The following is a 19829-nucleotide window of genomic DNA, read 5'->3' as shown; positions in this document are numbered from 1 at the left end:
TTAATTTTGATCAGGGCTACTAAGCCTAATCGACTCATTAGGAGAGAAAGTTTTATGTCTGATCAGTATCAGTTTGAAACACTACAGATTCATGCTGGACAAACGCCTGCTCCTGGAACGAATGCACGTGCAGTTCCAATCTATCAAACGACCTCTTATGTGTTTGACAACGCTGATCATGGAGCGAAGTTATTCGCGCTGCAAGAGTTTGGCAATATTTACACGCGGATCATGAATCCGACAACAGATGTGTTTGAAAAGCGAATTGCAGCACTAGAAGGAGGAGCCGCAGCACTCGCAACATCCAGTGGACAAGCTGCTCAGTTTTTAGCAATGAGTACGATCGCAGAAGCAGGCGATAACATTGTTTCAACGAGCTATCTGTACGGTGGAACTTACAATCAGTTCAAAGTTGCTTTGCCTCGGTTGGGTATTCAAGTCAAGTTTGTCGATGGCGATAATGTTGAGGATTTTCGACAAGCGATCGACGATCGTACCAAAGCACTCTATATCGAAACAATCGGAAACCCCCAGTACAATGTGCCTGATTTTGCAGCTTTGGCACACGTCGCTCATGAACATGGCATTCCATTAATCGTCGATAATACCTTCGGCTGTGCAGGATATTTGGCACGTCCAATCGAGCATGGCGCGGATATTGTTGTGCAGTCAGCAACCAAGTGGATTGGCGGACATGGCACTTCGATCGGGGGTGTGATCGTCGATTCTGGTCAGTTTGACTGGGGAAATGGGAAGTTTCCAGTGTTTACTGAGCCTTCGCCGGGGTATCACGGCTTGAATTTCTATGAAGTGTTTGGTCCTGAGAGTCCATTCGGCAATATTGCTTTTATTATTCGCGCACGGGTTGAGGGACTGCGAGATTTTGGGCCGAGCTTGAGTCCGTTTAATGCGTTTCTTCTTTTGCAAGGCTTAGAGACCCTATCATTGCGCGTCGATCGACATAGTAGTAATGCGTTGGAACTAGCTCAATGGTTGCAACAGCACCCGAAAGTTGAATGGGTGAACTACCTCGGTCTGCCGGAGCACCCGTATCATGAACGTGCAAAAAAATATCTTCGGCATGGTTTTAGTGGGATGCTCAGTTTTGGGATTCAAGGAGGTCAAGAAGCAGGACGGAAATTTATCAATAGCGTCAAACTTGCAAGCCATCTGGCGAACGTTGGAGATGCAAAAACGCTTGTCATTCATCCCAACTCAACCACACACCAACAGCTCAGCGATGCAGAACAGCGATCGGCAGGTGTCACTCCGGAGCTAATCCGAGTTTCAACAGGGCTTGAGCACATTGATGATATCAAAGCTGACTTTGAACAAGCGTTCCAGAACATTCCAGCATGAACTATCGCTCTATCATTTCGCCTCAAACGCAGTTCTATCAACTGTCTGACCCGTTCTTTCTAGAATCAGGACAAGTGTTGCATGGGGTGCAAGTTGCTTATCAAACCTGGGGAAAATTGAATGAATCGGGCAATAATGCAGTGCTTGTATGTCATGCCTTCACAGGCTGGGCAGATGTCGAGGCTTGGTGGCAACCCCTTTTTGGAAGTGGGAAAGCGCTAGATTTAGAAACAGATTTTGTTGTCTGTAGCAATATTTTAGGCAGTTGCTACGGAACAACCGGTGCCACGTCAATTAATCCGAGTACTGGAAAGCCTTACGGAGATAGTTTTCCAGCGATTACGATCCGAGATATGGTTCATCTGCAGGCTCGATTAGTCGAGGCACTGAAGATCCGATCGCTAAAATTAGTCATCGGCGGATCGCTCGGCGGAATGCAGGTTCTAGAGTGGGCATTGCTGTATCCAGAGAAAGTAGAATCAATCGCTGCGATCGCAGTTTCCGGTCGTCACTCGGCTTGGTGTATTGGACTCAGTGAAGCTCAGCGCCAAGCCATTTATGCTGATCCGAATTGGAACAATGGCAACTATGCTCCGGATCACCCCCCGGCTCACGGACTGGCTGTGGCACGAATGATGGCAATGAACACTTATCGATCGTGGGCAAGCTTTGATCAGCGCTTTGGGCGAAATGCTGAAACCGAAGAATTTACGATCGCTCGCTATTTGCAGCATCAGGGACAAAAATTAGCCGATCGCTTTGACGCGAATACCTACATCACATTAAGTAAAGCAATGGATTCTCATGATCTAGCTCGCCCGAATCAAAGCTATCAAGCAACGTTACAAACAATTCAGCAACCTACCCTGATTGTCGGAATCCCGACAGATATTCTCTATCCACCTGTCGAACAACAAGAACTCGCTGATTTCATTCCTAACTCATCCCTAAAATGGTTAGACTCTCCTCACGGTCATGATGCATTTCTGATAGACATGACTGTGCTGAATGATTTGATTGTGCAGTTTCGTCAGAGTTTAACCAGTCAGACTCTTTGTTCTCATCGAATGTAGGAGCCAGTTTGATGCAGTCAGTTTCTAGATACGATCGTCACATCAGAGTTCGCATTCATCTACAGATTCCGATGGTCTATCGACATCAGCCTGTAATTTCTGATTTGATTTCAGTATCGGGTTTGGCTGTGAATATTACAGCGGCAATGCTCGGGAGCAATACAGACGACTGTGGTTACTTTGATTTAGCACTCAGAGGCACACCCCAGCAGATTAGTCATGGACTTGCACATCTAAAATCACTCGATCTAAAAGTCATTGGAAAGCCGAACTCGGATGGAGACGAATGGCACTATTGAAAGATGAATCGGTTAAGTTTGAGCTTTCAGTAAGCTGAGAAATGTGTGAGTCTTGTTTTCCCAGAGAATGTAAAATCCCAGTGCAATCAAAACAAAGGGGATAATCCGATGCCCATAGTTCATAAGTGGACGAGCAATCAGACGATGCGTAGCGAGATACTGTGCGATCGCACACCAAATTGCAATCATGATGAGGAAAACGACCAAAATCACAATTAACTCAAGCCAAGTACTACTGGCAAATAGAGGAAGATAAATGCCAATATTGTCGCCGCCATTTGCGATCGTGACTACAGCAACTTGATAAGTTTGAGGATTCAGAAATTGAGCAAAAACAGAGCGAGATGACTGAGAGACAGTTTGCACAGGTTCATCGTCCTCTTGCTGAAAAAAGCTAGAAATGCCGATTGCGATAGGAACTAAGCCCAGTAGCCCAATCCAAGGGCGAGGAATGAGCAATCCGCCGAAGAAACCCGGTAAGCTAATCAGCAACAGCACAGCAAAGCCAAGATATTGCCCTGTCATAATATGATGCCGTCGGAACGTGCGATCGACTTGAGAAAAGAACAGCATCAAAACCAGAATATCGTCCAGATTAGTTGCTGCAAATGCAGTGATTCCAGTAACTACGGCACGAATCAAAATTTCAGGCATAGGATTCGATAACTTTAATCGATTGAAATAGCATGATCGATAAACTGAGCTTTAAAAGAATACATTCAGATAGAGCCTTCTCAGCATTTGTTGTATATTAGCGGAAACTGCCTCAATCCTTGCTTATGACGAAATCTCTGGACTCTGAACCGTCAAGCATTGCGAATTCAACCCGAAAAATCAGTAAAAAAAGTGGTCGCGACGCGAGTATTGCGATTCAAGTCATTCTGGTCTTGCTTTGTTTAGCATTGATCTCCAGCTTTATCGTGATTGTGCGAGCAGGAGAACGCGGAGTCTTGATGAAATTTGGTGCAGTTCAAGACAGCGTGTTGGGAGAAGGCATCCATTTCATTGTGCCGATCGTTGAGACTGTAGAAAAGCTCAGCGTTCGCGTTCAGAGCCAGGAAATTTCAGCCGAAGCTTCTTCTAAAGATTTGCAGGATGTGTATGCAGATGTAGCGCTGAATTGGCATGTGCTTCCGCAAGAGGCGAATTTGATCTATCAGCAGATTGGGAATCAGCAAGCTGTCATCGATCGCATTATCAACCCGGCGATCGAAGAAGTGCTCAAAGCAGTCATGGCAAAGTACACCGCTGAGGAAATCATTACAAAGCGAGGAGAAGTCAAGACAGGCGTAGATCAGGCTCTAACAGAACGCTTGAAGCCGTATCATATTGCCGTCGATGATTTGTCATTAGTGCATATTCACTTCACACAGCGATTTAGCGATGCAGTTGAGGCAAAACAAGTTGCAGAGCAGGAAGTAAAACGGGCTGAATTTGTTGCATTAAAAGCAGTCAAAGAAGCAGAAGCAAAAGCCAATCTAGCACGGGGAGAAGCAGAAGCTCAGCGGCTTCTGCAACAAACGCTCACACCGGAATTACTGCAAAGACAAGCGATCGAGAAATGGAATGGGAGCCTTCCACTAGTCGTTGGCGATGAAAGTTCTACAGTACTAGATCTAAAAAAATTGATGAAAACAAGCTTGCCTGGAAATGCTGCAACAAAATAGTTCAAAATGTATTCCAAGCGTTACTCAACTGATCAAAAAGTTAACGATTTCATCGGACTTTCAACGCCATTTCATCGCTAATATCAAGATATCCTGACATTAGCCGAGCGTTTTTTCTGGTCAATTTGGCGCTGAATCCAGTGTTCAAATATCACAGGTCAAATCTCTCCTAGTAAAGTCAAGATTACAAGCCTTAATGGATAGTAGTTCGAGCTAAAACTCCTGCGATGCATCGTGTTTTTGTTCAATTCCTCTATTTTTGAGAGAGTTACTGAACATTGTAAAAATCGAAGTACGATCGCGCTTGCATCTCCTAAAAACTCGGACTACGCTACAAATCAAAGAACCTCATATTCAGTCCGACGAACAAAGGAACGGTGACAGCTATGACACAATCAATGAGCCTTGAAATGCAACGGGGTCTACAGGCCCTCACCACGTGCAAAAAAAACTGCACGACAACGCTCTCGTACTACTTGCACAACAACACGCAAGATCGCGATTTGTCATTGATGTGCTTGCTGCGAGACTGTGCAGAAATGTGTCTGATGAGTACTAACTTAATGATCGATGGATCTGAATTCATGGGACGCACATTCTTGATCTGCGCTGAAATGTGCGATCGCTGTGCAGCAGCTTGTGAAATCTACTCAGACGATCCGCAAATGATGGCATGTGCTGAAGCTTGCCACGCTTGCAGCCAGTACTGTAGTTCAATGGGTCGATTATCGAGCGCTTACTTCCGTCGCCCGAATTTCGACACCTTCGAGGCCTTAGTTGCAAGCTAAAAACCCAGGTTCAAATCACACTATCCTGCAATTCAGGCATCAAAATTTTCTCAAAAGCACAGATCGACTGAGTGCGAAACCGCTTTTGATGCCTGAGTTTGAAAATTGGCTGAATAATTTCTAAAATCGCGCGATCGCATCTTTGGTCATCTTCGATCTCGATCGCCCTAAGCGTTTTCAATTTCAGTTCTTTCTCGACCATCAGTTCTGGTAAAGCTGCGGCTCCAACTCCTCGCTCGACCACAGCTTTGACCATTTCACTCGTACTGAGTACCAAAGCAATTTGCAGTTCAGATAATTCAACACCCCAATCATCCAGCGCTTGCTCGAACATCTTCTGTGCGCCTGAACCGGATTCGCGCATCACCCACGATGTTTTTAATAAGTCTTCTACAGCGATTTGAGGATGGGTAAACCAAGGATGCGATCGACCGACCACAATCCTCAGCCGATCTGAGCCGATCGCTTCTTGCTCTAATAGCTCTTTTAAGACAGGCTTCACATCGCCTGTGACTAATCCTAAGTCAAACCGCCCTAATGCAGTCCCTTCACAAATTTCTTCTGCATTTCCTAACTTACACTGCACTTGAATGCCTGGATATTGCTGTTTGAATTGGCTAATTTTGTCAGGGAGCCAATAATTTCCGATCGTTAAACTCGCGCCGATTTTTAGCTCTCCACGCTGCAAATTGTTTAGCTCTCGCAATTGACGTTCTGCGAACTCGACTTGATCTAAGATTTTCTGCGCTTCCAACTGAAATAAGCGCCCCGCATCTGCCATTTCAATGCGGCGACCAATGCGGTGAAATAACTTTACGCCATACTCCTGCTCTAAGCTCTGGATAGCTGCACTCACAGCAGGCTGTGTAATGTAGAGAGCTTCGGCTGCACGGGTAAAGTGCAATTGCTCAGCAACGGCTAAAAAAATTCGTAATTGTTCCAGTGTCATAGTCGTAATTGAGGTTGGATGCTTACGCCGTTGGAAATTTTTCAATCATTTTGCGTAATTTGAACGCAATTGTGAGCATAATGACAGCAAAACCACATTAAATCGATCAAGATAGAGTAGTTGAATCGTGTTGGCATCTTATCACACCCAGACTTTTTCGAGAAAAAAAGCTTCTGGAGTTGCTCACACCCCTCTCATCCATATTGAAAGTCACCATGAAACAGTCTAGTAATTCATTATCTGTGCCTGCCAAGATTGAGTATGCGTTACTGGCGCTCTTAGAATTGGCAAGCCAGTTTGACAAAGCAACCCCGCTGAGAATTCACGATATCGCCGGTCGTCAGCCCATTCCAGAGCGGTACTTAGAACAGATTTTTAATCTGCTGCGACGTGGTGGACTGGTTCAAGGTCTACGCGGAGCAAAGGGAGGATATACGCTGACTCGCGAACCTCGATCGATCACGATCGCAGAAATTGTGACATTGATAACGGGAGAACCGATCGAGAATCGATCAAGCGTGAACTTGGAGCGAGAACTCTTATCAGAAGTGTGGAAACAGGCTCAAACAGCTTCTCATGAAGCGTTGCAGCGCTGCACATTAGAAGATTTAGTCCAGCGCTGTGCTGCTCGCAAGCAGAAATCATCCATGTTTTATATCTAGCACTTGTGATCAGTGGGCTTGTATCTTAGTCTTTGCTTGCTAATAGGGGAATCTAATGAGCTACTGTCTTTGCTGCTCTGAGAAATTACTGCGTCATGTGCGATCAACGGGTGTGTATTGGTTTTGCTCGAATTGTCGGCAAGAAATGCCAAATGTATTTTGCTTATCTCCAAAATCTACAATCAATTCCCGTGCCACGATCGGAGGGAATCGTGCTGAGATTTGATCCTTTACTTTTACTCACGCTGGTTTGTACAGCAAGTATTATCATCCTGATTGGAATTGCTTTTATCCCAAAATGGTTCTATGACTTTTTGCTGTAGAATCCTCGACTCTGCACCATAATAAAAATCCCCCAAATTCTCTAAATTTGGGGGAAAACAGATACCATCTCGAAATCTAAATCTAAAACTAGCTCACCGACGAAAGTGAGCGGCTTGCACCATTGAGCGGCGCGACTTCAATCTCTGTGAGATCCTTAAACAATGCAGTACTCAGATAGCGTTCGCCAAAGCTCGGCTGTATAAAGACAATCAGCTTTCCAGCATTCTCTGGACGCTTTCCAACCTGAATCGCAGCAGCCAGTGCAGCCCCCGATGAAATTCCAGATAGCAATCCTTCTTCTCTTGCTAAGCGACGACTATACGCGATCGCATCTTCACTGCTAACTTGAATCACTTCATCAATTAACTCAGTGCGCAAGACTTCCGGGACAAACCCTGCTCCAATCCCCTGAATCTTATGCGCTCCAGGTTGCCCGCCCGAGAGAACATGACTCTCAACAGGTTCAACTGCGATCGCTTGGAATCCAGGCTTACGCTGCTTCAAAACTTCTGCCACACCCGTAATCGTCCCGCCTGTACCAACACCTGCGATCAAAATATCAATCTGCCCATCGGTGTCTGACCAAAGCTCCTCAGCCGTAGTTTCGCGATGCACTTTAGGATTAGCTGGATTGCGAAACTGTTGCAGCATGTAAGCATTTGGGACTGAATTCACGATTTCCTCAGCCCGTCGAATCGCTCCTTTCATGCCTTCAGTTCCGGGCGTTAGCTCAAGTTGAGCGCCATAGCCTTTCAGCATAGCTCGACGCTCCAAGCTCATCGTATCTGGCATCGTCAAAATCAATCGATAGCCTTTCGCTGCCGCCACCATTGCGAGTGCAATTCCAGTATTGCCTGAAGTTGGCTCAACTAAAATCGTGCGACCTGGTTCGATCAGTCCCGCCTCTTCAGCAGTCTGAATCATACTTGCCCCAATCCGATCTTTCACGGAAGCTGCAGGGTTCATGCCTTCTAGTTTGGCGACGATTTGAGCAACAGACCCTTCTGCCTGAGGGATATGATTGAGGCGAACTAATGGCGTTTTCCCAATTAACTCTGTAATATTTTTTGCAATTCGCATTGCGCTACTCCATGGTGATGAGGGAGATCAATTCAGTCACAAACAAACGTGCATATCACCCGCCTCTATTTATTATACTCCGATAAATCGATAGGAATTATGGAATTTATGAAAACTTAAGACCGTTTAACGCGCAAAATGGCGAAGATAACGGAATTTCCAAAGAGAACGATAGCTCCAATGCAAAACGTGGAATGTAGAATCTCTCTGTGCTTCAGGAGGTTTGACTTCCCAAATATCTCGAACTCCCGACTCATATTTTTGCGATAATTTCGTTCCCCAAAATTCATCGACTGCAAGTTCTTGCTCGATGCGATCGTAAAATGCCATGAGTTTATTTCCTTGAGTTCTAGAAAGGCAAACGCTTCTAATGCCAAATATTCCAAGTCTCAGCAAGCTCGATCATTTCCTCGCTGCTCAAGTTGAGAATGACTCCATCTGCAGTACAGATACAAATTCGTGTATTCCCGCATTGTTTTTGCAACAATTGCGCGATTGGCACAAATTCTAGACACAGCATCGGATCAAAGACTAGATCTTCTCTGTTCATCAGCAGAAGATTTCCAGTTTTACAAAAGATCAAACTAACGCAACATTTCCTAAAAAGCTCGGGTGAACACGCAACTAATTGTTGCATGACCTGTTGTTCGTAGAATCTATCTGTCATATTCAGACCTCAATCGACAGTCGCCGGTGTACTACTTTGCTTTGGAAACTTTTCGTTTGCAACAATCTCTCCGAATGGACTAAACATCACCTGCTGATCGATTGGCTGTGCATGACTGAGAGGAAGTCTAGGGAATAACAGTTCGGCAACTCGATAGGCTTCTTCTAAATGCGGATAGCCTGACAGAATAAAATGATCAATTCCTAGCGCTGAGTATTCCAAGATTCGAGCTGCAACGGTATCGGGATCGCCGACCAGTGCTGTTCCCGCTCCTCCTCGAACTAAACCTACACCAGCCCACAGATTCGGACTAATTTCTAAGGCTTCACGGCTACCATTGTGCAACTGAGTCATTTGACGCTGCCCTTGAGAATCCATGCGGGCATAGGCTTTTTGTGCTGCCGCGATCGCATCTTCATCCACATAGCGAATCAACTGATTTGCAGCATTCCAAGCTTCACTCTCAGTTTCTCGCACAATCACGTGCAGACGAATACCAAATTTCAGCGATCGTCCTTGTTGTTCTGCGAACTGACGCACAGATTTGATTTTTTCAGCAACTTGGCTAGGAGGTTCACCCCAAGTCAAGTAAGCATCAACATGCTTTGCCGCAATTTCTTTCGCAACCGGAGACGATCCCCCAAACCACAGGGGCGGATAAGGCTTCTGAACCGTTGGAAAAAGAAGCTTTCCACCCTGAACGTCTAAATGCTCTCCTTTGTGCGTGATTTCATTGCCTTGAACAATTTCGCGCCAAACAGTAAGAAATTCATCCGTTAAATGATAGCGATCGTCGTGGCTCAAATGCAGCCCATCTCCTGCTAGTTCGACCGGATCGCCGCCAGTCACAACATTAATCAACAACCGACCATTTGAAAGTCGATCAAATGTTGCTGCCATCCGAGCCGCAACTCCAGGCGAAACTAATCCTGGACGCACTGCAACTAAAAACCGCATCCGCTGAGTGAGCGGCATCAATGTAGAGGCAACAATCCAAGCATCTTCACAAGATCGACCTGTCGGTAACAATGCTCCAAAGTAGCCTAAATGATCCACCGCCTGAGCGATCTGCTTCAAATAGTCATAGTTCGTCGATCGCCCTGCAATCGAAGTTGCCAGGTAACGACCATCCCCATGAGTTGGAATAAACCAAAGAACTTGCACGCTTTCTCTCTCCTAATCTACGGTATTGAATCGTATGTACCGGATTACTTAGATTTAAGCTGCCAGTATGTCACAGACATAATCGAGCAGAAAAGTACTTCTGATACAAATCTCTAGGGATTTAAAAATTTGCGCTTTGTGAATAAAAAAGTAACAATCGCCCCTTGCTTTCTTCAGGAAGTTCATGGCAGTATTATTTTGAATACGATAATTCGATCGACATTACGTAGATTATCTGAAGGTTTCGATAATTCAAAGCGTCTGCGGCACGATCTTATTTCTGATTGGTGTGAGGAATTTAACAATGCGGAAGAGCATTTCGAGCTTGCTTTGGGCATCGCCCATTGTGTTAGGAGTGAGCCTGTGGAGCCAAGCAAACGCGGCAGAAGTTAAAGAACTGCCTGCGAGTTCTGAGAACTCTCTCAGTCAGCTTGCAGCCTACAGCAGTGAAACCAGCGAAGTGAATGCTGCTGGACAAGTTACATCTGTTTCCCAACTGTCTGACGTGCGTCCAACAGATTGGGCGTTTCAAGCCCTGCAATCTCTAGTTGAACGATATGGTTGCATTGCAGGCTATCCCGATCGTACCTATCGCGGCAATCGTGCATTAACCCGTTATGAGTTTGCAGCAGGTCTGAATGCTTGTCTCGATCGCGTCAATGAACTGATTGCAGCAGCAACAGCTGATTTGGTCAAAAAAGAAGACTTAGCAACCCTGCAACAACTCCAAGAACAATTTGCAGCAGAGCTTGCAACCTTACGCGGGCGAGTGGATTCTCTCGAAGCTCGAACCACGACACTAGAAAAGCAGCAATTCTCAACCACAACAAAACTGAGTGGAGAAGTTATCTTCGGTATTGCTGGTGTTGTGGGAGAAGATCGTGCGTTGAACTCTGATCAATGGCGAGTCATCAACGCGGCTCCCGCAGGTGCGGCGCGAGAAGCTGCTAGAACTGCCGCTTTTGGTGCAGCAGGGCGAGATGTGCAAGACAATACGGTATTGAGCAATCGGGTTCGATTGGATCTCAATACCAGCTTGACTGGCAAAGATCGACTCTTCACTCGTCTAGAGGCAAGCAATACAACTGCTTTTAACACTCCAGTCACCGGAACGAGCCAAACTCGTCTCGGTTACGATACAACGAACAATCCAGACAACAGTGTGCAATTGGGCAAACTCTTCTATCGCTTCCCTCTAGGCACGAATTTGAACGTGACTGTAGATGCGATCGGGGGTGAATTCTACGATAACTTCAACACCTTTAACCCCTTATTTGCTTCTGCCTCCACTGGAAGTGTGTCTCGATTTGGTCGTTTTTCACCGATTTATCGAGCGAGTAACACTGGCTCAGGCAGCAATACCGGAGCAGGGGTCAGCGCAGTCTTAAAGCTGAGTGATTCTTTGAGCTTTTCTGCAGGTTACATTGCCAGAAGACCAAATGATCCAGCAGAATCGCGTGGATTGCTAGACGGAAGCTATGGCGCGATCGCACAGTTAGCTTTCCAACCGAATCGCGATTTCGCGCTTGGCTTATCTTATGCACGATCGTACTTTAGCGGTGCGAACAATGATGTCTCTGTCTCTGGCGCTTATGGAAGTGCTTTTGCTAACCAACCATTTGGTAACGTTGCAACTTCCGCCAATCATTTTGGATTACAAGCGACCTATCGGTTTAGCCCTAAATTTACGGTTTCAGCATGGGGATTGTACACCCAAGCGATCGCTGAGAATGGTAAAGGACTCGCAACAGTCAATACTGGAGATAGAGCTGATATCTGGAGTTGGGCAGTGTCTCTCGGATTTCCAGATTTGGGCGGAAAAGGTAACTTAGCTGGCATCATTTTCGGTCAGCCACCTAAAGTCACGAACAGTGATTTTGGACCACCTGTGCTAGGAGCAACGACAGCCCGCCGCCGGGATGAAGATACAACGCTGCATTTAGAAGGGCTGTATCGATTTCAACTTTCTGACAAGATTTCGATTACGCCTGGTCTAATCGTGATTTTTAATCCAGAAAACAACAGCAATAACGACACCCTTTATGTCGGTGTTGTTCGGACAACATTCCGATTCTAATTGCAGTTGAACTAAAGTTTCCGTGTTCACTCCAACCCTCTTGTCTCAAAGCAAGAGGGCTTTTTTTCATAGAACAAGTAGCAGTATTTCAATTGTTTCTTCGCTACTCTTCTAGTAATCATTCACGCCGAGGTGCCGCTCTGATGATTCTACAAAGCTTGCTAGTCATAACCGATAAAATGTTCATTCCTTCCAATGATTGGATGAACATTGCATTTCGTTTAACGCTATCGCTAATCGTAGGTTGCTTGATTGGAATCAATCGCCAAAAAGGAGGCAGACCCGCAGGAATGCGAACTTTTATGTTAGTGAGTATGGGGTCTGCTTTGTTCGTAATGCTTCCGCTGCAAGCAGAAGGAGATAGTCCCTATGCTGCCACGAATGCTCTGAGCCGTACCATTCAAGGCGTAACGACAGGCGTTGGCTTTCTGGGTGCAGGACTAATCTTGCAGCAGTCCTCGAAAAAGTCTGAACTTCCCAAAGTTCGAGGATTAACAACTGCGGCTTCAATTTGGATTGCAGCCGCACTAGGAGCCGCGATCGGGTGTGGCTTTTGGCAAACTGGACTGGTGGGTGCAGTGTTAACGCTGGTGACGCTTAGTGGAGTGAAGCGAGTTCAGCGATCGATTGTCATTCGATTGCCGCAAACTGGAAATTCTGCCCAGCAAGAGCGGGATAGAGATAGAGATCGCACCTAGCTTAATCGTTAAGTTCCTGCCAGCCTGTTTCGTCTTTAATCTGCGCGCCTGGAGGAACTGCCGATTTGCTCTCTGAAGTTGAAGAGGATGGAGTTTCAGTAGTAGTCGTAGTGTCTGGAGTTGCTGCTGGAGAAGGTAAAGCAGAGGTTGCCTTTTCTGGGACTGTCACTGTTCTCACTTCTTGCCAATTCACCTGTCCTTCCGGTTCAATTTTGACTAAGATTGCATCTGTCTTATCCTTGCGAGTCAGTTGACATTCAAAACTATCGCCGGGTTTTATAGCTCGATAGCTACCGCCGCAAGTGACCCGCAATCCATTCTGGGGTGTGGCTTTGATCTTTTCTTGAAATTCTGCTTCTAGCTTTGCCAAATTGAGCAATCGCCAAGAATTGGGAATTTCCCATTTTGCTTTCCCTTCATTCTCTTGCTGAACGGTCACAAAGAAACCACCATCAGGATTTAGCTCGCCAGTACACTCAAACGTACTATCAGGTTGAATTTTGATGTTTGTCGGGCAATGGACAGATTTCACCGAAATGCCATTTTGCTGATTCAAGCTGGTTTTGATTTCTTCTTGTAGGCTAGTCACGTCAAACGTTTTTTCACACCCAGAAAGAATCGCTGTTCCAGCCAAGAGTAAGAGAAATTTTCGCATGGTTAATTACTTTCGATCGCAAGTGAAACTCGTTCTCCACCAATTTGCTGCATCGACCCTAAAACTTTCGCAAGCTGCTGATAAGAGACGGTGCGATCAGCTTTCAACAACACAGATCCTTGTGGACTTTTCGCGAGATAGCTCTGAATCTGCTGAGCCAGTTCGGTTTCAGAGACAAGTTTTTCCCGGATCGCAGTTTGCCCTTGTGCATTCAAGCCCACCACTAGAGATTCTGGAGTTCTTGCACTGGAGGGAGTTGACTTGGCATTGGGCAGATTGACGTTGAGCGTGCGTTGTTGATCGCTGAGCGTCATTGCCACAATAATAAAGAACGTGAGAATTGTCATAATCACGTCCATCATGGGAACTAAATTGACCTCTGGAATACCAGAATTTGACTTCGATTTAGAAAACATAAGCGCTATAGAAGAGATTGATTCGCGATCGCACGATTTTCCAACGACAGTTCCGATTCTGCTTTCAACCGCTTGTACCAAATGTGGCGGTAAATTAGCTCTAATCGGCACCCCACTTTAGAAAAGTAATCGACCTGTTTCGCTTGTAGTGTCACACACAGTCGAAAAATTAATAATGCAACGATCGCAACAATCATGCCTCCTGCCGTTGTGGTCAAAGCTTCCCCAATCCCTCCCGCAGCCTTAGAAGTATCGACAGATGAGCCGCCACCCCCAATTTTCAAGTTAATGAAAGTGATAATTAGACCCGTCACAGTTCCCAGCAGCCCAAGCAACGGCGCAACCGCAATCACTGTTTCCAATAACTTGTCCCCTTTTCGCATTAGGACAAACTCTTCTTCGCCTGCGGTTGCAAGTGCCAAATGAAATGTTTCCGGCTCTGGATAATCAAGTTGCAGTGCTGCGAGCAGAAAACGACCAATCGGCTGATCCGCCGCTCGAAGCGCGATCGCGGATGCCTCATCTAAACTGTATTGTGCTGCATCCAAGACATCATGAGCGATCTTATCTTCGACTCGGAGGACTTGAACCCAAAAGATAGTTCGCTCAATCCCACAGGCGATCGTTGCCACTGACAACCCTGTTAGCGGAATCATCACCGGCCCACCTTTGGCAATCAAATCAAACAGAATAGACATAGGACATCCAAGATTAAGAGAACTAAACTGGCAAGTTTTTCCAAGCGACAACGAGCGTGTTTGCACCGTCTTTTGTTGGAACTAGATTGAGATAAAGTGTCACTGATCCTTTCTTAACTTGATAGAGGCTACCTCCCCCATACTGCTGCGGTAAATCTGTTACTTCATAGCCATTGTTCTGCAAGTTCGATCGAAAGTATTCATCCATCATCGTGTCTGCCTGGCTTGCGACTAAGCTAATGTTACGGATTCCGGCTTTCTGAACTTGCCTGTCATAAAACAAGGTCGGCTGTGCAAACAAAGTGGGATCAGCGGCTTGAGCATCTAGATTGCTCAAAATCTCGGATACTTCAGGCGGAACTTCTACCGCTTTTTTCAAATCTTCTAGTGTTCGAGGCGCATCTGCTAAAACATAAACCGTTCCTTTCTCACTTTGGAGAATACTCAGAAATTGCGCTTGCCCGTTGCGAGAAACTTGATAAATTGCGCGATCGACTGACTGGACTGTCAGCTTACTCTCATATTTCTTTTTCGCTAGCTCCTTAGTAAAGAAATCAGAGACCTTTGCGAGAGCATCGCTCGTTTGCAGACAAGACTGTAGCCCAAAACAACCCGGTTGAGCCGTTGGATAGATAGGGAAATCTGCCCAGTTGTTGCTGTCTGACTCAGCGGGTTTCGTCTCAGCAGGTTTCGTCGGTGATTGAGGGATCGGAGGTTTTGGACGATCGACAGGGCTTGCAACAGGCGGAATTGTTGTTTCTCGAACGGGTGTAATTCTTTGAGGTTGGGTTGGAGTTAAAGGCTTGGGCGGTGCTTTGATCACTGCCGTCTTGTTCAAAGTCGGCAACTGAGTCACACGAACTTGTTTTTCTTGTTCTTTGAGAGGTGTGGGTTTTGGCTCATTCCCAGTTGGGATCAGCATCAATCCTACATGCAATCCTAGAGAAACTAGCACTGTTAACCAAACCCATTTAGCAGTACTACTCGGTTTAGCCACTTGAAACAGGGGTGAGATCTTCTCATCGGAGATCGCAACCTTATCCAGCACCGCGATCGCGCTACTATCATTCGGATTAACGCTCTTGTTTGCTGAAGACTCAAGCTGAGACTTGTGTGAATTTTGATCTGAAGTAAACAAAGCAACAACCCTACCTGTGATCATGAAGAAAAGGGGCAAAATGCCCCTAACTGTAGATACTGGAGAAACCGCGATCGAACTTTAGCGAGAAGCCTGAATCCGATCAAAGACTGCACCATCATCAAAAAATCGCTTCTGCGCTTCTGCCCAACCTCCAAAATCTTTGATCGTGTACAGCTTATTCACTTTTGGAAACTTCTTATCAAATTCCTTCGTAATGCTCGTATTGACGGGACGAAATCCGACTTTTGCAAATTCCCGTTGAGCTTCTGGGGTGTAAAGGAACTGAACAAATGCTTCTGCAACTTCCCGCGTCTTGCGTTTATTGACGACTTTATCCACGACTGCGATCGGGTTATCGATCGAGATATTATTCTGCGGGATCACGGTAAAGAATCCTGTTTCACCCTTTTGTGACGCTAAGATGACCTCGTTTTCGTAGTTAATCAGCACATCGCCCTGATTCTTCTTGAAGAAAATGTCACTCAGCTCCCGCGCATCTTTAGCAAGCACAGGAGCATTCTTAAACACTTGTGTCACATAGTCTTGAGCTTTCGCATCATCGCCGCCTGTCTTACTGACTGCACCCCATAATGCCAGAAAGTTCCAACGGGCAACCCCAGAGGTTTTCGGGTTTGCTGTGACAACGCTAATTCCTGGCTTCGCTAGATCTGACCATCCTCGGACATTTTTAGGATTACCGGGACGGGTCACGAGTGCCACAACAGAACGACTCACCACTGCATCATTTGGAGCTTCTTTCTCCCAACCTGGATCAATCAATCCAGCTTTTTGAATGCGATCAACATCGAATCCAAGTGCAAGATGCACAATATCTGCTTCTAGTCCATCGATCACGGCTCTAGTCTGAGTGCCTGAACCGGCATAGCTTTCAACAAACTTAACTTCTTGGTTCCGTTCGCGCTTCCATTTCTGCTGAAACAATGGGATGACTTTTGAGTAAGCTTCTTTCGTCACCGCAAAGGATACTAGAGTAAGCTCAACAGTCTGCGGGTTTTGGCTGATCAACTGCTGCTTTGGCACAGGCGGCTGATCAGTAGTCTTGCCTTCATTCCGTAAAGTGTCGATCGCAGCAGAAGCAGGGATCGACAAACTGAAAGTGACTCCAGTAGCTACTAGAAGACTAGGAACTTTTAGGCTAGAAACTTGATGCTGAACCTTATTGAGCAGCGATTGGGCAAAAGAACGATTTTTCATAGATTGAGAATACTTTTAGAATAATCTACGATTGATTGATCGGCATTTAGTAGATTAGTTTGTATCAAGAGAATCTCACAAGTCGCATGAGAAAACAAGACCTGAAAAAATATTTTTTAGATGCGATTTGCCAATTTTGGAATGACTAGCAATTCATGCAATTTAAAGTATCGATACGAGTTCAATTGAGAAACAGTAATTTCTTACTCGCCTATAAGAGATTAGATATGGGGACTCATATTAAGAGGATGTTTGAAACGTATCGCTCATCGCATTCATCCGCCCCCGGAATTCCATTCCAGAGCGAGATAGAACGGAGCGAGGAAATTGTTGGTACGTTTCAAGGCTCCAAATAAATGACGAGATAAGTAACGAGCTTTACTTTTCATTGCTCCTAGGAGTATGACATACTTGGCAAATAATACGGTATTCCGACCGGTTTAGTGTTATTTGTGATCCTCCATGATAATTGACGCTCAAGGACTCGCGGTGACAAGCACCCGAACTGATTTTTCTTCTCAACTCAGGACTGAACTCGATCGATTTATTGACCAAGCTCTTTACTACGGCAATCAAGCCGAAGCAGCGATTCTGCAAGCGCTGGCACTCGATCCAACCTGCGCGATCGCTCAAGCATACGCTGCCGCTTACTACCTATCCCAGGAAACCGCGATCGCGCGTCAAACCGCGATGCATCACCTCAAAGTGGCTGAGCGTTATGCTGCAACGGCAACTGAACGAGAACAATGGTACATTCGCGCGATTTCAGCTTGGGCAGTCGGCGCAATTTCTGAAGCCATCAACCTACATGAAGCGATCGCAGAGAACTATCCACAAGACCTGATTTCTGTGCAGCAAGGACAATATCACTACTTCTATCGAGGCGAATCTGATCCGTTACTCAAAATTGCCGAGAAAGTTCTTCCTGCCAATACCAACAATCCCCATCTGCACTATTTATATGGAATGATTGCGTTTGGCTTGGAGCAATGCGGAGACTTAGATCGCGCTATGCAGACTGGACTGCAAGCGATCTCGCTGAATCGATTCGACCCGTGGGCGCAACATGCGATCGCGCATATTCTTGAAGAACAAAATCGCCCAGAAGATGGAATTCTTTGGATGGAAAGCCATTCAGACACTTGGGAGCAGTGCAATTCGATGCTATATACCCACAATTGGTGGCATGTCGCCCTTTACTATCTGGCATTGGGAAATCATCAGAAAGTCTTAGAGCTGTACGATCAAAAGGTTTGGGGACGGGCGAATCCGTCGTCGTCAAAAGATCAAGTCGGTGCGATCGCGACCTTACTGCGCTTAGAAGTGCAAGGCGTTAATGTGGGGAAACGCTGGCAGGCTCTTGCTCCTCATCTGGGTTCGCGTTTACACGAACATGCGCTACCTTTTCAAGATTTGCACTATATTTATGCACTCGCACGGGCTGGCTACACAGACTGGGTGAATGAATTTCTCCAAAGTCTCACATCGCACGCACAGCAACTTCCGGCAACATCGCAATTCACCTGGCTGCAAATTGTCTTGCCTGTTGCCAAAGGGTTAGTTGCATACACTCGACAAGATTGGTCAACGACAGTTTCGGCAATGCAGCCTCGACTCTCTTATCTACATACCGTCGGTGGGAGTCGGACTCAACAGAAAATGTTTGGTCAGATTTATCAACAAGCTGTTCTACGCAATCAGTCTGGCAAAGTGCGGCAGTTATGGCGAACGGTTAAAGCTGGCTAAAGCACGAATTCGTCACATCGTCATAGAGATCAGCGATCGCTGCATAATCTTCCGTAGTGACAGCCGCAAAGCGCTGAATCTGCATTGCAGTCATCGCTGCTGATAATTCTGAATCTGGATGCAGTAATGCGAATTGAATTTGCTCAATCACTGGATCGCCTAAATGTGTTGCCACCACAATCGGCGGCATCGGACAAGACCGACTCGACTCGATGATTTTCACATGATGTGCCAGTTCGGGAAAGACGCGAAATTCTTGCTCCAGCACCGTACTATCAATCGCAGCACAATCTGCTTTGCGATCGATCACCCAACGAATCGATCGCTGATGTGAGCCGGATTGAATCGCATGTTTGAAAAATTGTGGACGTTGTTCCTGAATTAAGCGATCCCGAAGCAAGTAGTAGCCACTATTCGAGCCAGGATCGTTATAACAAACGGTTGAATTTGCTAAATCCGAGAACGTTTGAAACGAACTCTCCGCATGAACAATGATATCGGAGAAGTAAATTGGCGTATTTTGATACCGCTCAGCTTGCATCACTGGAGCCGCGATCGCGCTGAACTGCCGAGGTCGAATTCGACCATACCGAACAAACGGCAATCCACAAATAAAAGCTAGATCGATCGCATCTTCATAAAGTCGCGAATCCTTCAACGGATCACATTCGCCGACCATCAAATCAGCCTGACAGCCCAAGACTCGCCCCAAATAAAGAGTCACAGCTTGATAAAACTCCAACCAATTTGGAGCCAAATATGAAATCGCATGAAAAGACACAATCTGATTCCTCAGCAAGCATTAGAGTTATCGTAATCCCAAGTAAACCGATCAAATAATAGGAGTATTTTCTTGCGCTTTATCTCTTTCTCCGATACGATTGAAAACTGAGATAAGGACGGTAATCCTACAATATTACCGTAGATTAGGAGAACAATTCATGAAGTTGAAGCACCATCCACATGAGCTAGCACCACGCTTGGCTCAAACCTTCAAAACACTATTTAATCTGCACTCTGTCAGAAAATTCGTTTCACTCTTTGTGATCGGCACCACCCTAAGTGTCGCTATCGCCTCCTGCGGCGGCAACACCGCTTCAACTTCTTCTAGTCCCAATAGCGCTAGCCCCGTTGCCAACGCCGCTAAAGAG

General features: G+C 45.9%; 22 protein-coding genes and 1 pseudogene. 11 read left to right on the top strand and 12 right to left on the bottom strand.

Annotated elements, in window-relative coordinates:
* The first annotated feature begins 54 nt into the window (after positions 1–54).
* From J0L70_RS00115 to J0L70_RS00105, 3 genes are read left to right on the top strand one after another with little or no spacing between them, the layout of a single operon-like run.
* On the top strand, positions 55–1359 hold the full coding sequence (locus J0L70_RS00115; protein ID WP_287452579.1) for an O-acetylhomoserine aminocarboxypropyltransferase/cysteine synthase family protein: 1305 nt from the start codon (positions 55–57) through the stop codon (positions 1357–1359).
* Complete coding sequence (metX, locus tag J0L70_RS00110) at positions 1356–2432, top strand: homoserine O-acetyltransferase MetX (RefSeq protein WP_287452578.1); 1077 nt, start codon at positions 1356–1358, stop codon at positions 2430–2432. Before J0L70_RS00115 ends, metX begins: the two co-directional genes overlap by 4 nt.
* Before the next feature lie 11 nt (positions 2433–2443).
* Positions 2444–2731: an NIL domain-containing protein gene (locus J0L70_RS00105; protein WP_287452577.1), complete on the top strand. Its 288-nt coding sequence runs from the start codon at positions 2444–2446 to the stop codon at positions 2729–2731.
* 12 nt (positions 2732–2743) lie between these two features.
* Here the strand turns inward: J0L70_RS00105 and J0L70_RS00100 are convergent, their stop codons facing one another.
* On the bottom strand, positions 2744–3385 hold the full coding sequence (locus J0L70_RS00100) for a cadmium resistance transporter (RefSeq protein WP_287452575.1): 642 nt from the start codon (positions 3383–3385) through the stop codon (positions 2744–2746).
* A 125-nt stretch (positions 3386–3510) separates the two neighbouring features.
* Here J0L70_RS00100 and J0L70_RS00095 point away from each other — a divergent pair, with 125 nt between their 5' ends.
* Positions 3511–4398 (top strand): prohibitin family protein, encoded by an 888-nt coding sequence (locus J0L70_RS00095; RefSeq protein WP_287452574.1) that lies wholly within the window; start codon positions 3511–3513, stop codon positions 4396–4398.
* A 386-nt stretch (positions 4399–4784) separates the two neighbouring features.
* Positions 4785–5186 (top strand): four-helix bundle copper-binding protein, encoded by a 402-nt coding sequence (locus tag J0L70_RS32110; RefSeq protein ID WP_502711017.1) that lies wholly within the window; start codon positions 4785–4787, stop codon positions 5184–5186.
* A 10-nt stretch (positions 5187–5196) separates the two neighbouring features.
* On the opposite strand, the gene J0L70_RS00085 is transcribed toward J0L70_RS32110, so the two are convergent.
* Entirely contained in the window at positions 5197–6135 is a 939-nt protein-coding gene (locus J0L70_RS00085) for a LysR substrate-binding domain-containing protein (RefSeq protein ID WP_287452573.1), read from the bottom strand.
* Between the two features lie 215 nt (positions 6136–6350).
* Between J0L70_RS00085 and J0L70_RS00080 the strand changes: the two genes are divergently transcribed.
* Both J0L70_RS00080 and J0L70_RS00075 read left to right on the top strand, forming a co-directional pair.
* Positions 6351–6797, top strand: coding sequence for an RrF2 family transcriptional regulator (locus tag J0L70_RS00080; protein WP_017290781.1), 447 nt, complete (start codon positions 6351–6353; stop codon positions 6795–6797).
* Between the two features lie 95 nt (positions 6798–6892).
* The gene (locus J0L70_RS00075) at positions 6893–7120 is read left to right on the top strand and encodes a hypothetical protein (RefSeq protein ID WP_287452572.1); all 228 of its coding nucleotides are present in this window, start codon (positions 6893–6895) and stop codon (positions 7118–7120) included.
* An 88-nt stretch (positions 7121–7208) separates the two neighbouring features.
* Here the strand turns inward: J0L70_RS00075 and cysK are convergent, their stop codons facing one another.
* The 4 genes from cysK to ssuD form a co-directional block, all read right to left on the bottom strand.
* On the bottom strand, positions 7209–8201 hold the full coding sequence (gene cysK / locus J0L70_RS00070; protein WP_287452571.1) for a cysteine synthase A: 993 nt from the start codon (positions 8199–8201) through the stop codon (positions 7209–7211).
* A gap of 126 nt (positions 8202–8327) precedes the next feature.
* Positions 8328–8531, bottom strand: a complete 204-nt coding sequence (locus J0L70_RS00065; protein ID WP_287452569.1) for a hypothetical protein — start codon at positions 8529–8531, stop codon at positions 8328–8330.
* Positions 8532–8568: 37 nt separating this feature from the next.
* Positions 8569–8751: a hypothetical protein gene (locus J0L70_RS00060; protein WP_144056283.1), complete on the bottom strand. Its 183-nt coding sequence runs from the start codon at positions 8749–8751 to the stop codon at positions 8569–8571.
* A gap of 126 nt (positions 8752–8877) precedes the next feature.
* Complete coding sequence (gene ssuD / locus J0L70_RS00055; protein ID WP_287452568.1) at positions 8878–10032, bottom strand: FMNH2-dependent alkanesulfonate monooxygenase; 1155 nt, start codon at positions 10030–10032, stop codon at positions 8878–8880.
* Positions 10033–10336: 304 nt separating this feature from the next.
* Here ssuD and J0L70_RS00050 point away from each other — a divergent pair, with 304 nt between their 5' ends.
* Positions 10337–12109, top strand: a complete 1773-nt coding sequence (locus tag J0L70_RS00050) for an iron uptake porin (RefSeq protein WP_287452567.1) — start codon at positions 10337–10339, stop codon at positions 12107–12109.
* A 203-nt stretch (positions 12110–12312) separates the two neighbouring features.
* Complete coding sequence (locus J0L70_RS00045) at positions 12313–12807, top strand: MgtC/SapB family protein (RefSeq protein ID WP_287452566.1); 495 nt, start codon at positions 12313–12315, stop codon at positions 12805–12807.
* A gap of 1 nt (position 12808) precedes the next feature.
* On the opposite strand, the gene J0L70_RS00040 is transcribed toward J0L70_RS00045, so the two are convergent.
* The 5 genes from J0L70_RS00040 to J0L70_RS00020 are packed head-to-tail and all read right to left on the bottom strand — an operon-like array spanning position 12809 to position 16932.
* The gene (locus tag J0L70_RS00040; protein WP_287452565.1) at positions 12809–13462 is read right to left on the bottom strand and encodes a DUF4333 domain-containing protein; all 654 of its coding nucleotides are present in this window, start codon (positions 13460–13462) and stop codon (positions 12809–12811) included.
* A 2-nt stretch (positions 13463–13464) separates the two neighbouring features.
* Positions 13465–13878: an ExbD/TolR family protein gene (locus tag J0L70_RS00035; RefSeq protein ID WP_017290790.1), complete on the bottom strand. Its 414-nt coding sequence runs from the start codon at positions 13876–13878 to the stop codon at positions 13465–13467.
* Between the two features lie 5 nt (positions 13879–13883).
* Positions 13884–14576, bottom strand: coding sequence for a MotA/TolQ/ExbB proton channel family protein (locus J0L70_RS00030; protein WP_287452561.1), 693 nt, complete (start codon positions 14574–14576; stop codon positions 13884–13886).
* 22 nt (positions 14577–14598) lie between these two features.
* Positions 14599–15738, bottom strand: a complete 1140-nt coding sequence (locus J0L70_RS00025; RefSeq protein ID WP_287452559.1) for a hypothetical protein — start codon at positions 15736–15738, stop codon at positions 14599–14601.
* Between the two features lie 57 nt (positions 15739–15795).
* Positions 15796–16932: a sulfate ABC transporter substrate-binding protein gene (locus tag J0L70_RS00020; RefSeq protein ID WP_287452557.1), complete on the bottom strand. Its 1137-nt coding sequence runs from the start codon at positions 16930–16932 to the stop codon at positions 15796–15798.
* A 462-nt stretch (positions 16933–17394) separates the two neighbouring features.
* On the opposite strand from J0L70_RS00020, the gene J0L70_RS00015 reads away from it, so the two are divergent.
* Positions 17395–18678 (top strand): tetratricopeptide repeat protein, encoded by a 1284-nt coding sequence (locus J0L70_RS00015; protein ID WP_287452556.1) that lies wholly within the window; start codon positions 17395–17397, stop codon positions 18676–18678.
* Here J0L70_RS00015 and J0L70_RS00010 read toward each other — a convergent pair.
* Positions 18665–19459 carry a phosphate/phosphite/phosphonate ABC transporter substrate-binding protein gene (locus J0L70_RS00010; RefSeq protein ID WP_287452555.1) on the bottom strand — a complete coding sequence of 265 codons (795 nt, stop codon included), beginning with the start codon at positions 19457–19459 and terminating at the stop codon, positions 18665–18667. The two genes, J0L70_RS00015 and J0L70_RS00010, sit on opposite strands and share 14 nt — an antisense overlap.
* Positions 19460–19619: 160 nt before the next feature.
* On the opposite strand from J0L70_RS00010, the pseudogene J0L70_RS00005 reads away from it, so the two are divergent.
* Positions 19620–19829: pseudogene (locus J0L70_RS00005) on the top strand (sulfate ABC transporter substrate-binding protein); the annotation flags it as partial.

Source organism: Leptolyngbya sp. UWPOB_LEPTO1 (assembly GCF_017302695.1).
GTDB lineage: Bacteria > Cyanobacteriota > Cyanobacteriia > Leptolyngbyales > Leptolyngbyaceae > Leptolyngbya > Leptolyngbya boryana.
This window is presented reverse-complemented; position numbering and strand designations above follow the sequence as displayed.